The sequence below is a fragment of the Jiangella anatolica genome (genome assembly GCF_003236295.1).
Taxonomy (GTDB): domain Bacteria; phylum Actinomycetota; class Actinomycetes; order Jiangellales; family Jiangellaceae; genus Jiangella; species Jiangella anatolica.
Window position 1 is genome coordinate 23,215 of record NZ_POTW01000009.1, and the last position, 17,533, is coordinate 40,747.

The following is a 17,533-nucleotide window of genomic DNA, read 5'->3' on the forward strand; positions in this document are numbered from 1 at the left end:
CGAAGGCCGCCACGTCCGAGAATGCGCCGCTGCTCACAACGCATGACATCTCGCGAAAATTCGACCGGGCAAAGACTTTCAGAGATCGACTTCTCGTGCATGTCGACAGGCCCGGACCTGGGAACACGTCGCCCGATTTGCCGGCAAACGTCAGGAAAGATCGGCCGATCGGTGGAGGGCCGGATGGGCCCAACGACACCTATGTCGATGCGGTGCGGATGTAGGTCGAGAGCGAGTCGCGTTCCACCTCGAGCTCGGTGATGCGGATCTTCACGACGTCGCCGATGCTGACGATGCCGTCGAGCGTGCCGTCGTCGGTGACCACCGGCATGTGCCGGAACCGCCCGACCGTCATCGCGGCGGCCAGCTCGTCGACGTGCTGGTGCGGCGCGCAGGTCTGGACGTCGGCCGTCATGATCGCGGAGATCGGCTCGGAGAGGACGGCGGCGCCGCGCGCGGCCAGCGCCCGGACGACGTCGCGCTCGGAGACGATGCCGGCGATCGAGCTGCCGTCGGCCGACACGACCACGGCGCCGATCCCGTTGTCGGCCAGGACGGTGAGTAACGTGCGGACGTCGGTGTCGGGCGGGACAGTCACAACGCCCTTGCCCTTGGTGCGGATGATGTCGGAGATGCGCATCGGGGGCCTCCTCGCCGGCTCGGAGTACTCCTGGTGCCTTCGAACCGTACGGCCTTCGCGCCGATCCGGAAAGGCTTCTGCAGAGTCGCGACTGCTTTTACCCCGGATTGTCCGCCGGACGCGTGCCGGTGGACGCCGGCCCGGTCGATCCGCGCAGCACCAGCTCCGGCGTGAACAGCAGCTCCGCACGGTCCGCCGGGACGCCGGCCAGCTGCTCCAGCAGCGCCTGCACCGCGGCCGCGGCCATCGCCGGCACCGGCTGCCGGACGGTGGTCAGCGGCGGGTCGGTGAACGGGACGAGCGGCGAGTCGTCGTAGCCGACGACGGACACGTCGCCGGGCACCGCGAGCCCGCGCTGCCGCACCGCACGCACCGCGCCGAGCGCCATCAGGTCCGACCCGCAGACGATCGCCGTGCAGCCGGCGTCGATCAGCTGGGAGGCGCAGGCCCGGCCGCCCTCGACGGTGAAGAACGACGTCGCCACCAGCGTGACGGGGTCCGGCGCGCCCGGCACGGCCCGCATCGCCCGGGTGAAGCCCTCGATCTTGCGGGCCGCCGGGACGAACCGGCGCGGCCCGATGGCCAGGCCGATGCGACGGTGCCCGAGCGAGGCGAGGTGCTGGACGGCCAGCTCGGCCGCCGCGACGTCATCAGTCGAGACCGACGGCGCGTCCAGGCCCGGGACGTGGCCGTTGACCAGGACGATCGGCAGTCCCAGCTCGCGCAGCCGGTGATAGCGGGCGGGGCTCGCGGTGCTGTCGGCGTGCAGCCCGGAGACGAACAGGATGCCGGCGACGCCGCGGTCGAGCAGCATCTCGACGTACTCGTCCTCCGTGATCCCGCCCGGCGTCTGCGTGCACAGCAGCGGCGTGTACTCCCGCTGCGCCAGGATCGTCTCGATGACCTGCACGAACGCCGGGAAGACCGGGTTCTCCAGCTCGGGCACGATCAGCCCGATGAGCCCGGCGCTGGTCGAGCGCAGCCGGCTGGGCCGCTCGTAGCCGAGCACGTCGAGCGCCGCCAGCACCGCCTGCCGGGTCTGCGCGGCCACGCCCGGCTTCGCGTTGAGCACCCGGCTGACCGTCGCCTCGCTGACCCCGGCGTGCAGGGCGACGTCGCTGAGCCGCACCGTCATGGACGGACGGTACCGCGCGGGCCAACCCGGTCAGCGGCCACGCGCGTACCATCGTGAGCTACGTCACGCCCGGGTGACGTGGCGCACGCCGCCATATAGTGTCTCGTAACACCCGCAACCTGGCAGTAACCCGCGGGACAACTTCATACACGGGTTTCATAACCCGGGCCACTTCACTACGGATCGTCCGGCACGTACCTGCCGGTGAAGGGAAACACGATGGCTACGGTCACGTTCGACAAGGCCACCCGGATCTACCCGGGGACCGACAAGCCGGCGGTCGACGCACTCGACCTCGCCATCGAGGACGGGGAATTCCTCGTTCTCGTCGGCCCCTCCGGTTGTGGCAAGTCCACCAGCCTGCGCATGCTGGCCGGCCTCGAAGAGGTCGACGGCGGCGCCATCCGCATCGGCGACCGCGACGTCACCCACATGCCGCCGAAGGACCGGGACATCGCGATGGTGTTCCAGAACTACGCGCTGTACCCGCACATGACGGTGGCCGACAACATGGGCTTCGCGCTCAAGATCGCCGGTGTGTCGAAGGACGAGATCCGCCGCCGGGTCGGCGACGCCGCGAAGCTGCTGGACCTCGCCGAGTACCTCGACCGCAAGCCGAAGGCGCTCTCCGGTGGACAGCGCCAGCGTGTCGCCATGGGCCGCGCGATCGTGCGTGAGCCGCAGGTGTTCCTCATGGACGAGCCGCTGTCGAACCTCGACGCCAAGCTGCGCGTGTCGACCCGCACGCAGATCGCGTCGCTGCAGCGCCGCCTGGGCATCACCACCGTCTACGTCACCCACGACCAGGTCGAGGCCATGACGATGGGCGACCGGGTCGCGGTGCTCAACGCGGGCCTGCTGCAGCAGGTCGACAGCCCGCTGGGCCTGTACGACAAGCCGTCCAACGTGTTCGTCGCCGGCTTCATCGGCTCGCCGGCCATGAACATCGCGACGTTCGACGTCAAGGACGGCCGCGCCACGCTCGGCAACGCCGACGTCGCCATCCCGGCATCCATCTCCTCGAAGGTGGCGGCGGAAGGCTCCGACACCGTCGTCCTGGGCTTCCGGCCCGAGTCGCTGCTCCCGGCCTCGGCCGAGGAGACCGGCGGCATCCCGGTGCTCGTCGACGTCGTCGAGGAGCTCGGTTCGGACGCGTACGTGTACGGCCGCCCGGCCGGCCCGGCCGCCGAGGAGCAGGCCGACCGGCTGCGCAGCGACCAGATCATCGCGCGGGTCGAGCCGCGGAACGCGCCGCAGAAGGGCGAGAAGATCAACTTCACCGTCCGTCCGGGCAGTGAGCACTTCTTCTCCGTCAAGACCGGCGAGCGGCTGGAGCCCTGATCCAGGGCTGACCACCAGCTGAACGCCCGCGGCGAGGATCCGGCCTCCGTACGGGACAATGATGTCCATGGAGCTTCGGATCCTCGCCGCACCGCGCGAGCAGCAGGCGCTCCTCGACCTGCCCTGGGACATGCCCCTGGAGCAGTGGCCGGAGTGGTACCTGGTCGCGCTCCCCCGCGGCATCTCCCGGCACGTCGTCCGCTTCACCCGGCTCGGCGGCAACGTCTACGCGCTGAAAGAGATCGTCAAGCCGTACGCCGACCGCGAGTACCAGATGCTGCGCGACCTCGCCCGGCTGGACGTGCCGGCGGTCCAGGCCGTCGGCGTCGTCAGCGGCCGCGAGGCGCCCGGCGGCGAGTCACTGGACTCCGTCCTCGTCACCCGGCACCTGCAGTTCTCGCTGCCCTACCGGGCCCTGTTCGCGCGGATGATGCGCCGCGACACCGTCGACCGCCTCATCGACGCGCTGGTCGTGCTGATCGCCCGGCTGCACCTCACCGGCTTCTACTGGGGCGACTGCTCGCTCTCCAACACGCTGTTCCGCCGTGACGCCGGCGCGTTCGCCGCCTACCTCGTCGACGCCGAGACCGGCGAGCTGCACAACGGGCTCAGCGACGGACAGCGCGCGCACGACCTCGACACCGCCCGCACCAACATCGCCGGCGAGATGATGGACCTGCTCGCCGCCGGCCAGCTGGACGAGAGCGTCGACCCGATCGGCGTCAGCGACCAGGTGGTCGAGCGGTACGAGGCGCTGTGGACCGAGCTCACCGAGTGGGAGGCGTTCGACGTCAACGAGCGCTGGCGCATCGCCCGCCGGGTCGACCGCCTCAACGAGCTGGGCTTCGACGTCGACGAGCTCGACATCGTCACCGACATCGGCGGGCGCACCATCCGGGTCCAGCCCAAGGTCGTCGACCCCGGGCATCACTCCCGCCGGCTGCTGCGCCTCACCGGCATCGACGCGCAGGAGAACCAGGCCCGCCGGCTGCTCAACGACCTCGACACGTACGCCGCGGTCACCGAGCAGCAGGGCGAGGACGAGGAGATCGTCGCCAACGCGTGGGTGATGGACAGCTACGAGCCGGTGCTGCGGGCGATCCCGCGCGACCTGCGCGGCAAGCTGGAGGGGCCGGAGATCTTCCACGAGGTGCTGGAGCACCGCTGGTACCTCTCCGAGAACCTCGGCCGCGACATCGGGCTGGAGGAGGCCGCGCGCGACTACGCCGACACCGTGCTGCGGCACAAGCCGGACGAGCTGGCCATTCTCGGCGGCACCAGCGCGGAGGCCGACACCACGCAGCCGTTCCGCATCACCTGGAGCGACCTGCAGTAGGCCTCAGCTCCGGTGCGGGATGTCGCCCCTGACGAGGTCGGTGACCTCCTCGTTCACCGGCCGGATCTCGACCGCCCCGCCGGCGCCGCACGGGATCCGCGTCGCCACCTCGGCCGCCTCGTCGATGGTGTCGCACTCGACGACGTAGTAGCCGGCCAGCAGCTCCTTCGCCTCCAGGAACGGCCCGTCGGTGACCGCGGGCACGCCACCGCCGGCGCCCAGGCGCACCGTCCGCACCCCCGACCCGTCGCCGAGCGCCGCCGAGCTGACCAGCCGGCCGGCCGCGTCGAGCTCCTTCACCAGCGTCATGTGCCCCTGCAGCCGAGCCTCGGCGTCGGGGTCCGGCCCGGTGCCGATGGTCTGATTGTTGTAGATGAGCAGCAGGTACTTCACGGACCCAGCCTCTCATAACGAGCATGTGACGCAGGTCACGTTCTTCTCTGTCGAAATCACCGCCCACGGCCCGACGTACCGGTGACAGCGCGATCGAGAAGACCTGAGAGAGGGATCACCGTGACGACGATCGACACCTCGGCTCCCGTGGAGCGAGCCGGCAAGCGCGAATGGATCGGCCTGGGCGTCCTGGCCCTGCCCACCCTGTTGCTCGCACTCGACATGAGCGTGCTCTACCTGGCCCTGCCCCAGCTGGCGGCGGACCTGCAGCCGAGCAGCACCCAGCTGCTGTGGATCACCGACATCTACGGCTTCATGGTGGCCGGCTTCCTCATCACCATGGGCACGCTGGGCGACCGGATCGGCCGGCGGAAGCTGCTGATGATCGGCGCGGCCGCGTTCGCGGTGACGTCGGCGCTCGCCGCCTGGTCCACCAGCGCGGAGATGCTGATCGGCACCCGGACGGCGCTGGGCATCGCCGGCGCGACCCTGATGCCGTCGACCCTCGGCCTGATCTCCAACATGTTCAAGGACCCGAAGCAGCGTGGCGTCGCGATCGCGGTGTGGATGAGCTGCTTCATGGGCGGGACGGCGCTCGGCCCGGCCATCGGCGGGGTGCTGCTGGAGGCCTTCTGGTGGGGCTCGGTGTTCCTGCTCGGTGTCCCGGTGATGGTGCTGCTGCTGGCCACCGGCCCGGTGCTGCTGCCCGAGTCGCGCAACCCCGATGCCGGCCGGCTCGACCTCGTCAGCGTGGGCCTGTCGCTGGCCACGATCCTGCCGGTCATCTACGGCTTGAAGGAGCTGGCCAAGGACGGCGTGAGCACGGTGGCCCTGGGCGCCGTCGCCGTCGGTCTGGTCGTCGGCGTGGTGTTCGCCCGCCGGCAGCTGACGCTGGCCGACCCGCTGCTGGACCTGCGCCTGTTCCAGAACAAGCGGTTCACCTCCGCGCTCGGCATCTTCTCCGTCGGCGGCTTCGCGATGGGCGGCATCTTCCTCTTCGTCAGCCAGTACCTGCAGCTGGTCGAGGGCCTGTCGCCGCTGCAGGCCGGGCTGTGGCTGGTCGCGCCGTCCCTGGCGATGATCGGCGGGACGATGTTCGGCCCGGCCCTGAACCAGAAGTTCGGCGCCGGCTGGGTGATCGGCGGCGGGATGGGCGTGGCGGCCGTCGGGCTGGCGCTGATGACGCAGGCCGGTGCCAGCGGCGGCCTCGGCGTGATCGTCGCCGGCCTGATCGTCGCGACGGTGGGCCTGGGCCCGGGTGCGGCCGTGAGCGCCGACATCGTCGTCGGCTCCGCCCCGCCGGAGAAGGCCGGTTCCGCGGCGTCGGTCCAGGAGACCAGCGGCGAGTTCGGCATCGCCTTCGGCATCGCGTCGCTGGGCAGCCTCGGCACCGCGATCTACCGCTCCGAGCTGACGATCCCCGACGGCACGCCGGCCGAGCTGGCGACCGCCGCGGAGGACTCGCTGGCCGGCGCCTCCGCCGTCGCCACCGGCCTTCCCGCCAACGTCGCCGGCCCGCTGCTGGAGACCGCTCGTGAGGCGTTCATGACCGGCCTGAACACGGTCGCCGGCATCGGCGCCGCCGCGATGTTCGTCTTCGCCATCGTCGGGGTGACGCTGTTCCGCCGGTTCCAGCCGGCCGCCGCCCCGGCCGTCGAGGAGACGGCCGAGGTGACGGACGCCGAGCCGGAGCCCGCCGCGGCCTGATCCTCGAAGCGCTGTCCCGGGAGCCGGGACCGGTCGACCGACCGGTCCCGGCTCTCCCGCGTTCGGGGCCCACTACTGCTTGAGCCCATGAACTTCAGCAGGCGCGGGAGCGATTCAAGGATATTCAGGAGCGCTGACGCAGGGCCTCGTACAGGACGACGGCGCCGGCGGCGGCCGCGTTGAGGGAGCTGGCGCCGCCGGTCATGGGGATCCGGGCGACCACGTCGCAGGCGTCGCGCCAGGCGCGGCTCATGCCGGTGGTCTCGTTGCCGATCACCACGACGACCGGGCCGGCGAGCGGCGCGTCGGGCAGCGAGACCGTGCCGGACTCGTCGGTGCCGACGACGGTCGCGCCGGCGGAGGCGGCCCACGACAGCAGCGGCGCCGGCCCGGGCAGCCGCAGCACCGGGATCGTGAAGACCGACCCGGTGCTGGCCCGCACCGCCTGCGGGTCCCACGGGTCCGCCGCGTGCCCCGTCACGACGACGGCGTGCGCGCCCAGCGCGTCCGCCGAGCGCACCAGCGACCCGACGTTGCCGGGCGACGAGGGCCGGTCGAACGCCACCACCAGCGGCGCCGCCACCGACGGCAGCCGGTCGACCGAGTCGGAGGGCCGGCGGACGACGGCGAGCACCTCGGGCGGGCCGTCGGAGCGTTCGCCGAGCTCGGCCAGCAGCGACGGCGCCACCCGCACGACCGGCGCCAGGCCGGACGCCATCAGCTCGGCCGCCCACGACGAGGGCCGCGGCCGGCCGTCGAACAGCAGCGACACGAACGGCACACCGGCCGCGGCGGCCAGCGTGATCGGCCGCACGCCCTGCACGAGCAGCTCGCCGCTGGACTGCCGCTTGGACCGGTTGGTGAGCAACGCCTGCCACTGCTGGAACGTGGCGTTGCGCCGCTCGACCGCCTTCACCCGTGCGACCGCAGCTCGCGCGAGATGACCAGCCGCTGGATCTGGTTGGTGCCCTCGAAGATCTGCATGACCTTCGCCTCGCGGAAGTACCGTTCGACCGGATGGTCGCGGGTGTAGCCGGCGCCGCCGAGCACCTGGACGGCGTCCGTCGCCACCCGCATCGCGTTGTCGGTGGCCACGAGCTTCGCCACCGCCGCCTGGTGCCGGAACGGCAGCGACGCGTCGCGGCGCCGGGCCGCGACGATGTACAGCGCCCGGGCCGACTCGACCGCCGCCGCCATGTCCGCGAGCAGGAAGCCCAGGCCCTGGTGATCGATGATCGGCTGGCCGAACTGCTCGCGCTCACGCGCGTAGTCGACGGCGGAGGTCAGAGCCGCCTGGGCCAGGCCGGTCGCGATCGAGGCGACGCCGAGCCGGCCGGAGTTCAGCGCCTCGAGCGCGATGCCGAAGCCGTCGCCCTCGCGGCCTATCCGCCGCTCGACCGGCACCCGGACGCCGTCGAGGTTGACGATCGTGGTCGGCGAGGCCGTCATCCCCATCTTCCTCTCCGGCGCGCCGAACGAGAGCCCCGGGAGGTCGGCGGGCACCAGGAAGCACGAGATGCCGCGAGTGCCGTCGTCGGAGGTGCGGGCGAAGACCGTGTAGAAGTCGGCGACGCCGCCGTGGGTGATCCACGCCTTGGTGCCCGTCAGCACGTAGAAGTCGCCGTCGCGCGCCGCGCGGGTGGTCAGCGCGGCCGCGTCGGAGCCGGCGTGCGGCTCGGACAGGCAGTAGGCGCCCAGCAGGTCGCCGCCGATCATCTCCGGCAACCAGCGTTTGCGCTGCTCAGCAGTGCCGTGGGTGGCCAGCGGCCAGCACGACAGCGTGTGCACGCTGACGGTCAGCGCGACGGTGGTCCAGCGCTGCGCCAGCTCCTCGAGCATCTGCAGGTAGACCTCGTACGGCTGCCCGCCGCCGCCGTAGGTCTCTTCATAGGGCAGGCCCAGCAGGCCGATGCGTCCGAGCGTGCGGACGAGGTCGCGGGGGTACTCGCCCGCCTCCTCCGCCGCCGAGGCGCGCGGCCGCAGCTCTCGCTCTGCGATGTCGCGAACCAGGCCGATCAGGTCGTCGGCCTCGGGCGTGGGCAGCATGCGCTCCACGGACACGTCCGGATACCTCCGCGCTCGGCGCCGTGTCCGGGGATCGCCCGGGCGACGGCGTCAGTGGACGGCCGTAGCCTACCGTGGCCCGCCGGCGGCCCGGGCCCGGGTGATCTCGTAGAGCGCCACCCCGGCCGCGACGCCGGCGTTGAGCGACTCGACGCTGCTCACGATCGGGATGCGGACGACGAGGTCGCAGGTCTCGGTGACGATGCGGGACATGCCGGCGCCCTCGGACCCGACCACCAGGCAGACCGGCTGGTCCAGCACCTCGGCCGCCGCCAGCTCGACCTCACCGGCGCCGTCGAGCCCGACGACGAACAGCCCGGCGTCCTTGTAAGCGCGCAGCGCCCGGGCCAGGTTGGTGGCCTTGGCGACGGGGGTCCGCGCGGCCGCGCCGGCCGACGTCTTCCAGGCGCCGGCCGTCATGCCCGCGCTGCGCCGCTCCGGCACGACGACGCCGTGGGCGCCGAACGCGGCGGCGGACCGGACGACGGCGCCCAGGTTGCGCGGGTCGGTGACGCCGTCGAGCGCGACGATCAGCGGCACCTCGCCGGCGTCGGACGCGGCGGCGACGAGGTCGGCGGGGTCGGCGTACTCGTACGGCGGCAGCGTCAGCGCCAGCCCCTGGTGCACGGCGCCGCCGGTGATCCGGTCGAGCTCCGACCGCGGCGCCTCGAGCAGCGGCAGCCCACGCTCGGCGGCGACCTTCAGCACCTCGCGAACGCGGTCGTCGCTGTCGATGCGCTCGGCCACGTAGAGCGCCTTGACCGGCACGTCGGCCCGCAGCGCCTCGACGACGGCGTTGCGCCCGGCCACGGTCTCGGCGGCGCCGGGCCGCCCCGTCGCGGCGCCGCGACGGGCTTCGCCGGCACGCTCCTCCGCCCTACGGGCGGCCGCCGCCTTGCGTGCCGCCGGGTGGGACGGGCGCTCCTCGGCCTTCGGCGTCGGGCCCTTGCCCTTGAGCGCCTTGCGTCGCTGCCCGCCCGAGCCGACGACCATGCCCTTCTTCGTGCCGGTCTTGCGCATGGCGCCGCGGCGCTGGGAGTTGCCGGCCATCAGATGCTGCCTCCGTGGTCGCCGGGCTCGTCGGCCAGCTGCCAGCGAGTCCCGTCGGGGTTGTCCTCGACGACGATGCCGGCCGCCTTGAGCCGGTCGCGCAGCGCGTCGGCGGTGGCGAAGTCGCGGCTCTCGCGGGCCCGCTGCCGCTGCTCGAGCACGGTGTGGACGAGCGTGTCGACGGCGCTGCGCAGCCGGTCGCCGCCGCTGCCGACCGTCCCCAGGCCCAGCCACGGCTCGGACAGCGGGTCCAGCCCCAGCACGCCCAGCATGGCCCGCACCGACGCGAGGTTGGCGCGCAGCTCGACCCGCTCGCCGGACGTCAGCAGCGTGTTGCCCTCGCGGACGGTGTCGAACAGCACCGCCAGTGCCTGCGGCACGGACAGGTCGTCGTCCATCGCCGCGCGGAACGCAGCGGGCACGTCGGCGGCCGGCCGGACGTCGGTCGTCACCTCGGAGGCGCGGACGACGAAGCCCTCGATGCGCCGGAACGCCGCGGCCGCGTCGGCCATCGCCTCCTCGGAGAAGTCGACGTGGCTGCGGTAGTGCGGCGAGGCGAGGTAGTAGCGCAGCTCGATCGGGCGCATCCGCTGCACGACGTCGGCCACCAGCAGCGAGTTGCCCAGCGACTTGCTCATCTTCTCGCCGGCCATGGTGACCCAGGCGTTGTGCATCCAGATGCGGGCGAACGGGCGCCCGGCCGCACGCGACTGGGCCTGCTCGTTCTCGTGGTGCGGGAAGCGCAGGTCGATGCCGCCGCCGTGGATGTCGAACTCGTCGCCGAGGTACTTGCCGGCCATCGCCGAGCACTCCAGGTGCCAGCCGGGGCGGCCGCGGCCGAACGGCGTCGGCCACGACGCGGTCTCGGGCTCGCCGGGCTTGTGCCCCTTCCACAGCGCGAAGTCGCGCGGGTCGCGCTTGCCCCGCGGGTCGGCGTCGGCGGCCGGCTCCATCTCGTCGATCTTCTGGCCGGACAGCTCGCCGTACGCGGGCCACGAGCGCACGTCGAAGTAGACGTCGCCGGAGCCGTCGGCGGCGACGTAGGCGTGACCGCGCTCGATCAGCTCGTTCATCAGCTCGACCATCTCGGGGATGTGCCCGGTGGCCCGCGGCTGGTAGGTGGGCAGCAGGCAGCCGAGCACCTCGTAGGCGGCGTCGAGCGCGCGCTCGTTCTCGTACGCCCACGCCCACCAGGGCCGGCCCGCCTCGGCCGACCTGGTGAGGATCTTGTCGTCGATGTCGGTGACGTTGGCCACGATCGTGACCTCGTAGCCGTTGTGCTCCAGCCAGCGCCGCAGCACGTCGAACACGACTTCCTTGCGGATGTGGCCGATGTGCGGCGGTCCCTGCACGGTCAGCCCACAGTGGTAGATCCCGACCTTGCCCGGCACCACCGGGACGAAGTCGTGGATCTCACTGCTGGCCGTGTCGTACAGGCGAAGACTCACCGGACAAGGGTACGCGGTGCGACCGTCGCCGTTCCCCGATCGCCGCCATGATGGGGGACAATGAGCAGTGACCATGGTGACCGACGACGTTCAGACCCGAGTGTCCACCCGGCGTGAATGGCCGTGGTGGGCTCCGTCGGTGTCCGCCGGTCTCCTCAGCGCCGCGCTGCTGGGCCTCATGACCTGGCTGGTCGTGGAGCGTGGCTGGTTCATCGCCTGGGACTGGGACTTCCACGTCTACGTCGACGCCCGCCAGCCCACCGGCGTCACCAAGGACCTCCTCGACGCGCTGGCCAGTCTCGGGGGGCAGCGGCTGTACACGCTGCCCATCATCGCCGCGGTGGGGCTCTACGTGGCTTACCGCCAGCGCAGCATCCGGGTGCCCATCGCGATCGCCTCCGGCCTGGCGACGGTGCTGGTCATCGGCTACTGGATCAAGTTCGGCCTGGGCCGCACCCCGCCGGCCAGCGGGCAGGACGTCCTGTACAGCGTCGGCCAGGCGTTCCCGTCCGGGCACACCGCGAACGCCACGCTCACCTGGTTCCTGCTGGTGACCGTGCTGTTCGGGGCGCAGGGGCTGTGGCCCGACCCGGTCCGGTTCCGCCGCTACCTCTGGGTGGCCGGCGCGCTGGTGGTCGTCACCGGCTTCCTCATGACCGCCCTCGACTACCACTGGGTCAGCGACATCCCCGGCGGCATGGCGCTGGGGGTGCTGGCCCTGATGATCTCGGTGACGGTGCTCAGGGCGCCGGCGCCGCGCTGGCCGCGCCGGCCGGAATGAGCCCGCGCCCCTCGAGGGCCGCCCACAGCTCCGGGTCGACGGGATCGCCCAGCAGCGCCGCGTTCCGCTCCACCTCGGCCGGGCTGCGCATGCCGACGACGGCGGAGCGGACCAGCGGGTGCCGCAGCGGGAACTGCAGCGCGGCCTGCGGCAGGACGGCGCCGTGCTCGGCGCAGACGGCGGCCAGCTCACGGGCGCGCGCCAGCACGGCCGGCGGCACGGCGCCGTAGTCGTAGGTGCTGCCGGGGTCCGGCTCCGGGCTGGCCAGCAGGCCGGAGTTGAAGACGCCGGCGGCGACGACGGACGTGCCCGCGGCGGCGCAGGCCGGGAACAGGCCGGTCAGCGCCGGCTGCTCCAGCAGCGTGTACCGCCCGGCGACCATGACGACGTCGAGGCCGCCCTCCCGGACCAGCCGGGTCAGCGCCGCGCCGTCCTTCGACCCGGCGCCGACGGCCGCGACGACGCCCTCGTCGCGCAGCTCGGCCAGCGCCGGCAGCGCGGTGGCCAGCGCCTCGTCCAGCCGGTCCTCCGGGTCGTGCAGGTACAGCAGGTCGACCCGGTCCAGGCCCAGCCGCACCAGGCTCTCGTCCAGGCTGCGCCGGATGCCGTCGCGGCTGAGGTCCCAGACGCGGCGGTGCGTGGCCGGGACGGCGAAGCCGCCTTCGTCGTCGAGTCCGCCGCCGCCCGACGGGACCAGCAGCCGGCCGGCCTTGGTGGAGACGGCGTACGCGTCGCGGTCGCGGCCGGCCAGCGCGACACCGAGGCGGCGCTCGGACACGCCCAGCCCGTAGTGCGGCGCGGTGTCGAAGTAGCGGACCCCGGCGTCCCACGCGGCGTCGACGGTGGCGGCCGCGGTGTCCGGGTCGACTGCGGTGTAGAGCCCGGCGATCGGCGCGGCGCCGAAGCCCAGCCGGGACAGCGTCAGCGCCACACCGAACCGTCCGGGTACCGGTGCGCGACCAGCGACGGGACCAGGATCTCGGTGCTCGCGCCGGGCAGCTCCGGCGCGCGGTAGCGGCCGTTCTCGACCCGGACCGGGTCGGCGAAGTGCTCGTGCAGGTGGTCGACGTACTCGAGGATGCGGTCCTCGGTGCTGCCGCTGACCGCGACGTAGTCGAACATGGCCAGGTGCTGGACCGCCTCGCACAGCCCGACGCCGCCGGCGTGCGGGCAGACCGGGACGCCGAACTTCGCCGCGAGCAGCAGGATCGCCACGTTCTCGTTGACGCCGGCCACTCGCGTCGCGTCGATCTGCACGAACTGCGTCGCCCGGGCCTGCAGCAGCTGCTTGAACATGACCCGGTTGGCGACGTGCTCGCCGGTGGCGACGCGGACCGGCGCGATCGCCTCGGCGATGGCGGCGTGGCCGAGGATGTCGTCGGGGCTGGTCGGCTCCTCGACCCACCACGGGTCGAACGGCGCCAGCTCCTTCACCCAGCGCACCGCCTCGTCGACGCCCCAGCGCTGGTTGGCGTCGACGGCGATGCGCACGTCGGGGCCGCAGATCTCCCGGGCGATGCGCAGGCGGCGGACGTCGTCGTCGAGGTCGCCGCCGACCTTCAGCTTGATCTGCGTGAACCCGGCGTCGAGGGCCTCGCGGGTCAGCCGGGCGAGCTTGGCGTCGTCGTAGCCGAGCCAGCCCGGCGACGTGGTGTAGGCCGGGAAACCGTCGGCGACCAGCCGGGCCGCGCGCTCGGCCTTGCCCGGCGCCGCGGCCCGCAGCAGCTCCAGCGCCTCGGCCGGCGTGAGCGCGTCCTCGAGGTAGCGGAAGTCGACGAGGTCGACGATCTGCTCCGGCGAGAGGTCGGACAGCAGCCGCCACAGCGGGACGCCGGCCCGCTTGGCCGCGAGGTCCCACAGCGCGTTCACGACCGCGCCGATGGCCATGTGCATGACGCCCTTCTCCGGGCCGAGCCAGCGCAGCTGCGAGTCGTGCACGAGCCGGCGCCAGGCCTCGCCCGGGTCGGCCAGCAGCGCCTCGACGTCGGCGCCGACGAGCATCGGCCGCAACGCCTCGATCGCCGCGACCTGCACGTCGTTGCCCCTGCCGATCGTGAACACGAAGCCGTGGCCGTCGGGACCGTCGTCGTCGGTGCGCAGGATCGCGTACGCCGCCGAGTAGTCCGGGTCGGGGTTCATCGCGTCCGACCCGTCCAGCATCCGTGACGTCGGGAAGCGCAGGTCGAACGTGTCGAGCGCGGTGATCTGACTCATCGGCGGCCTTCTCGCGAAAGGGGACAGACATCGGATGTTTCCAGCCCAGTCTGCCATCTGGTGTGGTCTGACCACAATGCCCTAGGATGACTCGCGCGATCGATCGGCGTCGACGAGACAGGGAGCGGACCATGGGTGAACTGGACGGCCTGACCGCGGTGGTGACCGGCGGCGCGTCCGGCATCGGGCTGGCGACGGCACGGCTGCTGGCGGAGTCCGGCGCCTCTGTCGGCGTCCTCGACCGCTCGACCGACGGCGCCCCGTCCGACCTCTACGCCGTCCAGTGCGACGTCACCGACTCCGACGGCGTGACGGCCGCCGTCGCCGCCGTCGCCGAGCGGTTCGGCGGCCTGGACATCGTCGTCAACAACGCCGGCATCGGCGCCGCCGGCACCGTCGAGGACAACCCCGACGACGAGTGGCACCGCGTCTTCGACGTCAACGTCGTCGGCATGGTCCGCGTCTCGCGCGCCGCGCTGCCGTACCTGCGCCGTTCCGAGCACGCCGCCGTCGTCAACGTGTGCTCGGTCGCCGCGACGGCGGGGCTGCCGCAGCGGGCGCTCTACTCCGCGACGAAGGGCGCCGTGCTGTCGCTCACCCAGGCGATGGCCGCCGACCACATCGGCGAGGGCATCCGCGTCAACGCCGTCAACCCCGGCACCGCCGACACCCCGTGGGTCGGGCGCCTGCTCGACGCCGCGCCCGACCCGGCGGCCGAGCGGGCGGCGCTGGAGGCCCGGCAGCCGACCGGCCGGCTGGTCCCGCCGGAGGACATCGCCGCCGCGATCGTCTACCTCGCCGGGCCGCGGGCCGGCTCCGTCACCGGCACCACGATCGCCGTCGACGGCGGCATGCAGGCGCTACGGCTGCGCAAGTAGCAAGGCGGTCGCGACGGCGGCCAGGCCCTCGCCGCGGCCGGTGATGCCGAGCCCGTCGGTGGTGGTGCCGCTGACGCTGACCGGCGCGCCGATCGCCTCGGACAGGACGGCCTGAGCCTCGTCGCGCCGACTGCCGATGCGCGGGCGCACGCCGATCACCTGCACCGACGCGTTCCCGATGGTCAGCGACGCCGCCCGCACCAGCCGCGCGGTCTCACCGAGCAGCGCGACGCCCGAGGCGCCCGCCCATTCCGGCCGGTCGGTGCCGAAGACGGCGCCGAGGTCGCCGAGGCCGGCGGCGGAGAGCAGCGCGTCGCACATGGCGTGCGCCGCAACGTCGCCGTCGGAGTGGCCGACCGGGCCGGCCGGCTCGTCCGGCCACTGCAGCCCCGCGACCCAGCAGGGCCGGCCCGGCTCCAGCCGGTGCACGTCGACGCCGAGGCCGATCCGCGGCGTGCTCATACGGCCGCCGAACGCCGGGACAGCACGGCCGCTGCCAGCAGCAGATCGAGCGGGCGGGTCACCTTGAACGCGTCGGCGTCGCCGGCGACGACGTGGACCGGCAGGCCCAGCCGCTCGACCAGCGCGCCGTCGTCGGGAGCGTCGGTGTCGCCCCGCTCGACGGCGGCGAGGTGGGCGCGTTCGAGGACGGCGCGGCGGAAGCCCTGCGGGGTCTGGATTGCGCGCAGTTCGGTGCGGTCCGGGGTCGCGGTGACCCGGCCGGCGCCGTCGACCGCCTTCAACGTGTCGACGACCGGCACACCCGGGACGACGGCGTCGTGCCCGGACAGGACGGCGCCGGCGACCGCGTCGAACAACGCCGGCGGCGCGAGACAGCGGGCCGCGTCGTGAACGAGCACGATCTCGGTGTCGTCGGGCAGCGCGGCCAGCCCGTTGGCGACCGAGTGCTGCCGGGTGGCCCCGCCGGGAACGACGGCGGCCACGCCGGCCAGCGCCGGGTCGCCCGCGAAGCCGTCCGGCGCCACCACGACGACGTGGGACACCCGGGTGGCGTCGGACGCGGCCCGCAACGCGTGCCAGACCAGGGGACGTCCGCCGACCTCGACGAACGCCTTCGGGCGCTGTTCGCCCAGCCGCTCGCCACGTCCGGCGGCGACCACGATGCACGCGACGCTCACGACGGGATCATGCCCCGTACGCCGTCGCGCTGTCAGCCCGCGAGGACCTCGTCGAGCAGGGTCTCGGCCTTGTCCTCGTTCGTGTTCTCCGCCAGGGCCAGCTCGGAGACGAGCACCTGACGAGCCTTGGCCAGCATGCGCTTCTCGCCTGCGGACAGCCCGCGGTCACGCTCGCGGCGCCAGAGATCGCGCACGACCTCGGCGACCTTGATGACGTCACCGGACGCCAGCTTCTCCAGATTCGCCTTGTACCGGCGCGACCAGTTGGTGGGCTCCTCGGTGTGCGGCATGCGCAGCACCTCGAAGACGCGGTCGAGCCCTTCCTGGTTGACCACGTCACGCACGCCGACGAGGTCGACGTTGTCAGCCGGGACGCGAACGGTCAGGTCACCTTGCGTGACCTTCAGGACGAGGTACTGGCGTTCCTCTCCTTTGATGACCCGGGACTCGATCGCCTCGATGAGCGCGGCCCCGTGATGGGGGTAGACAACCGTTTCGCCGACCTTGAAAGTCATGTGTTCCTGTCCCCTTTCCCCCACCGATGATAGCACGAATTTTCTTACCCGGATGAGCGTTTGTGCTGGTCAGCGCCCGTGGTGGGGGTTGACAAATGCCCATTCGGCGTGCTGCGGTCGCTCGTCATACGCCATCGGCGGCCGACGCGGAGTGCCCGATTCACCCCATTCCAAGGTCACGGATCTTGCCGTCCCACCAGGTGGGAGCGGGTGCCGGTGACCCGGCCCTCGGACGGCGCCGGTACGCTGGTCCGCGGTCTGTCCACTGTGAGCGCGCTTTTCGAGGAGCACGTGGTGAAGGTTGCTGTCCGGCGTCTGGTTCTCGTCGCCGCCCCGGCCCTGGTGCTGGGCGTGGCCGGCTGCGGCATCCACGAGCAGACGCAGCGGTGGTACCCCGCCGACAACGGCGTGAACGCGGAGGCCGGCGACGTCGGCCTGCGCAACATCCAGGTCGTGTCCGACGGCGAGGGCACCGCGACCCTGGTCGGCACGCTGACCAACCGCGGCGGCAGCGACGACGAGCTGGTCGAGGTGATCATCGGCGACGTCACCGGCGAGCTCGCCGACGGGCCGCTGGACCTGCCGGTCAGCGGCGTGACCCACCTCGGCCCGGACGCCGACCGCGTCGACGCGTTCGACGTCGACGCGACGCCCGGCCGCACGGTGTCCGTGGAGTTCCGGTTCGAGAACGCGCCGCGCACCACCGTCCGGGCCCTCGTCCGGCCGGCCGAGGGCCACTACGCCGAGGCGCTGCCGGCCCAGCCGGCGGAGGAGCAGGCCGACGAGGCGACGGACGAGCCCGCCGATGAGCCCACCGGCGAGCCCACGGACCAGCCCGCCGAGGAGCCGACGGGTGAGCCCACCGAGACGGAGACCCCGTCGGAGTGAGCGG

Annotated in this window: 18 protein-coding genes; 6 read left to right on the forward strand and 12 right to left on the reverse strand. The window is 72.7% G+C overall.

What is annotated here, in order from left to right; genetic code table 11:
- Nucleotides 1-199: 199 nt before the first annotated feature.
- Nucleotides 200-640 carry a CBS domain-containing protein gene (locus tag C1I92_RS05360; protein WP_111253637.1) on the reverse strand — a complete coding sequence of 147 codons (441 nt, stop codon included), beginning with the start codon at nucleotides 638-640 and terminating at the stop codon, nucleotides 200-202.
- A gap of 97 nt (nucleotides 641-737) precedes the next feature.
- Nucleotides 738-1,775: a LacI family DNA-binding transcriptional regulator gene (locus C1I92_RS05365; protein WP_111253638.1), complete on the reverse strand. Its 1,038-nt coding sequence runs from the start codon at nucleotides 1,773-1,775 to the stop codon at nucleotides 738-740.
- A gap of 219 nt (nucleotides 1,776-1,994) precedes the next feature.
- Between C1I92_RS05365 and C1I92_RS05370 the strand changes: the two genes are divergently transcribed.
- Together C1I92_RS05370 and C1I92_RS05375 are read left to right on the forward strand one after the other, a co-directional pair.
- Nucleotides 1,995-3,116: an ABC transporter ATP-binding protein gene (locus tag C1I92_RS05370; RefSeq protein WP_111253639.1), complete on the forward strand. Its 1,122-nt coding sequence runs from the start codon at nucleotides 1,995-1,997 to the stop codon at nucleotides 3,114-3,116.
- A gap of 61 nt (nucleotides 3,117-3,177) precedes the next feature.
- Nucleotides 3,178-4,452 carry a DUF4032 domain-containing protein gene (locus C1I92_RS05375; RefSeq protein ID WP_438940519.1) on the forward strand — a complete coding sequence of 425 codons (1,275 nt, stop codon included), beginning with the start codon at nucleotides 3,178-3,180 and terminating at the stop codon, nucleotides 4,450-4,452.
- Between the two features lie 3 nt (nucleotides 4,453-4,455).
- Here the strand turns inward: C1I92_RS05375 and C1I92_RS05380 are convergent, their stop codons facing one another.
- Nucleotides 4,456-4,845 carry a YciI family protein gene (locus C1I92_RS05380; protein ID WP_111253641.1) on the reverse strand — a complete coding sequence of 130 codons (390 nt, stop codon included), beginning with the start codon at nucleotides 4,843-4,845 and terminating at the stop codon, nucleotides 4,456-4,458.
- Nucleotides 4,846-4,965: 120 nt separating this feature from the next.
- On the opposite strand from C1I92_RS05380, the gene C1I92_RS05385 reads away from it, so the two are divergent.
- Complete coding sequence (locus C1I92_RS05385) at nucleotides 4,966-6,552, forward strand: MFS transporter (protein ID WP_233506855.1); 1,587 nt, start codon at nucleotides 4,966-4,968, stop codon at nucleotides 6,550-6,552.
- Nucleotides 6,553-6,676: 124 nt separating this feature from the next.
- On the opposite strand, the gene C1I92_RS05390 is transcribed toward C1I92_RS05385, so the two are convergent.
- From C1I92_RS05390 to cysS, 4 genes are all read right to left on the reverse strand, one after another.
- Nucleotides 6,677-7,468 carry a TrmH family RNA methyltransferase gene (locus tag C1I92_RS05390; protein WP_111253642.1) on the reverse strand — a complete coding sequence of 264 codons (792 nt, stop codon included), beginning with the start codon at nucleotides 7,466-7,468 and terminating at the stop codon, nucleotides 6,677-6,679.
- Nucleotides 7,465-8,613, reverse strand: coding sequence for an acyl-CoA dehydrogenase family protein (locus C1I92_RS05395; protein ID WP_111253643.1), 1,149 nt, complete (start codon nucleotides 8,611-8,613; stop codon nucleotides 7,465-7,467). Before C1I92_RS05395 ends, C1I92_RS05390 begins: the two co-directional genes overlap by 4 nt.
- 72 nt (nucleotides 8,614-8,685) lie before the next feature.
- Nucleotides 8,686-9,666 (reverse strand): 23S rRNA (guanosine(2251)-2'-O)-methyltransferase RlmB, encoded by a 981-nt coding sequence (gene rlmB, locus C1I92_RS05400; RefSeq protein ID WP_111253644.1) that lies wholly within the window; start codon nucleotides 9,664-9,666, stop codon nucleotides 8,686-8,688.
- Nucleotides 9,666-11,114 (reverse strand): cysteine--tRNA ligase, encoded by a 1,449-nt coding sequence (cysS, locus tag C1I92_RS05405; RefSeq protein ID WP_111253645.1) that lies wholly within the window; start codon nucleotides 11,112-11,114, stop codon nucleotides 9,666-9,668. The genes rlmB and cysS overlap by 1 nt, the downstream gene beginning before the upstream one ends.
- A 73-nt stretch (nucleotides 11,115-11,187) precedes the next feature.
- On the opposite strand from cysS, the gene C1I92_RS05410 reads away from it, so the two are divergent.
- A complete protein-coding gene (locus tag C1I92_RS05410; RefSeq protein WP_146605028.1) occupies nucleotides 11,188-11,895 on the forward strand; it encodes a phosphatase PAP2 family protein in 708 nt (235 codons plus the stop codon).
- On the opposite strand, the gene C1I92_RS05415 is transcribed toward C1I92_RS05410, so the two are convergent.
- Together C1I92_RS05415 and C1I92_RS05420 are read right to left on the reverse strand one after the other, a co-directional pair.
- Entirely contained in the window at nucleotides 11,855-12,826 is a 972-nt protein-coding gene (locus tag C1I92_RS05415) for an aldo/keto reductase (RefSeq protein WP_111253647.1), read from the reverse strand. The genes C1I92_RS05410 and C1I92_RS05415 overlap by 41 nt on opposite strands.
- On the reverse strand, nucleotides 12,817-14,109 hold the full coding sequence (locus C1I92_RS05420; protein ID WP_111253648.1) for an L-fuconate dehydratase: 1,293 nt from the start codon (nucleotides 14,107-14,109) through the stop codon (nucleotides 12,817-12,819). The genes C1I92_RS05415 and C1I92_RS05420 overlap by 10 nt, the downstream gene beginning before the upstream one ends.
- A gap of 131 nt (nucleotides 14,110-14,240) precedes the next feature.
- Here C1I92_RS05420 and C1I92_RS05425 point away from each other — a divergent pair, with 131 nt between their 5' ends.
- The gene (locus C1I92_RS05425) at nucleotides 14,241-14,987 is read left to right on the forward strand and encodes an SDR family NAD(P)-dependent oxidoreductase (protein WP_111253649.1); all 747 of its coding nucleotides are present in this window, start codon (nucleotides 14,241-14,243) and stop codon (nucleotides 14,985-14,987) included.
- On the opposite strand, the gene ispF is transcribed toward C1I92_RS05425, so the two are convergent.
- From ispF to C1I92_RS05440, 3 genes are read right to left on the reverse strand one after another with little or no spacing between them, the layout of a single operon-like run.
- Nucleotides 14,970-15,449 carry a 2-C-methyl-D-erythritol 2,4-cyclodiphosphate synthase gene (gene ispF, locus C1I92_RS05430; RefSeq protein WP_111253650.1) on the reverse strand — a complete coding sequence of 160 codons (480 nt, stop codon included), beginning with the start codon at nucleotides 15,447-15,449 and terminating at the stop codon, nucleotides 14,970-14,972. The genes C1I92_RS05425 and ispF overlap by 18 nt on opposite strands.
- Complete coding sequence (ispD, locus tag C1I92_RS05435; RefSeq protein WP_111253651.1) at nucleotides 15,446-16,126, reverse strand: 2-C-methyl-D-erythritol 4-phosphate cytidylyltransferase; 681 nt, start codon at nucleotides 16,124-16,126, stop codon at nucleotides 15,446-15,448. Before ispD ends, ispF begins: the two co-directional genes overlap by 4 nt.
- A 32-nt stretch (nucleotides 16,127-16,158) precedes the next feature.
- Nucleotides 16,159-16,641 carry a CarD family transcriptional regulator gene (locus C1I92_RS05440; RefSeq protein ID WP_026877634.1) on the reverse strand — a complete coding sequence of 161 codons (483 nt, stop codon included), beginning with the start codon at nucleotides 16,639-16,641 and terminating at the stop codon, nucleotides 16,159-16,161.
- A gap of 294 nt (nucleotides 16,642-16,935) precedes the next feature.
- Between C1I92_RS05440 and C1I92_RS05445 the strand changes: the two genes are divergently transcribed.
- Nucleotides 16,936-17,529 (forward strand): PT domain-containing protein, encoded by a 594-nt coding sequence (locus C1I92_RS05445; protein ID WP_146605029.1) that lies wholly within the window; start codon nucleotides 16,936-16,938, stop codon nucleotides 17,527-17,529.
- The last annotated feature ends 4 nt before the right edge of the window (nucleotides 17,530-17,533 follow it).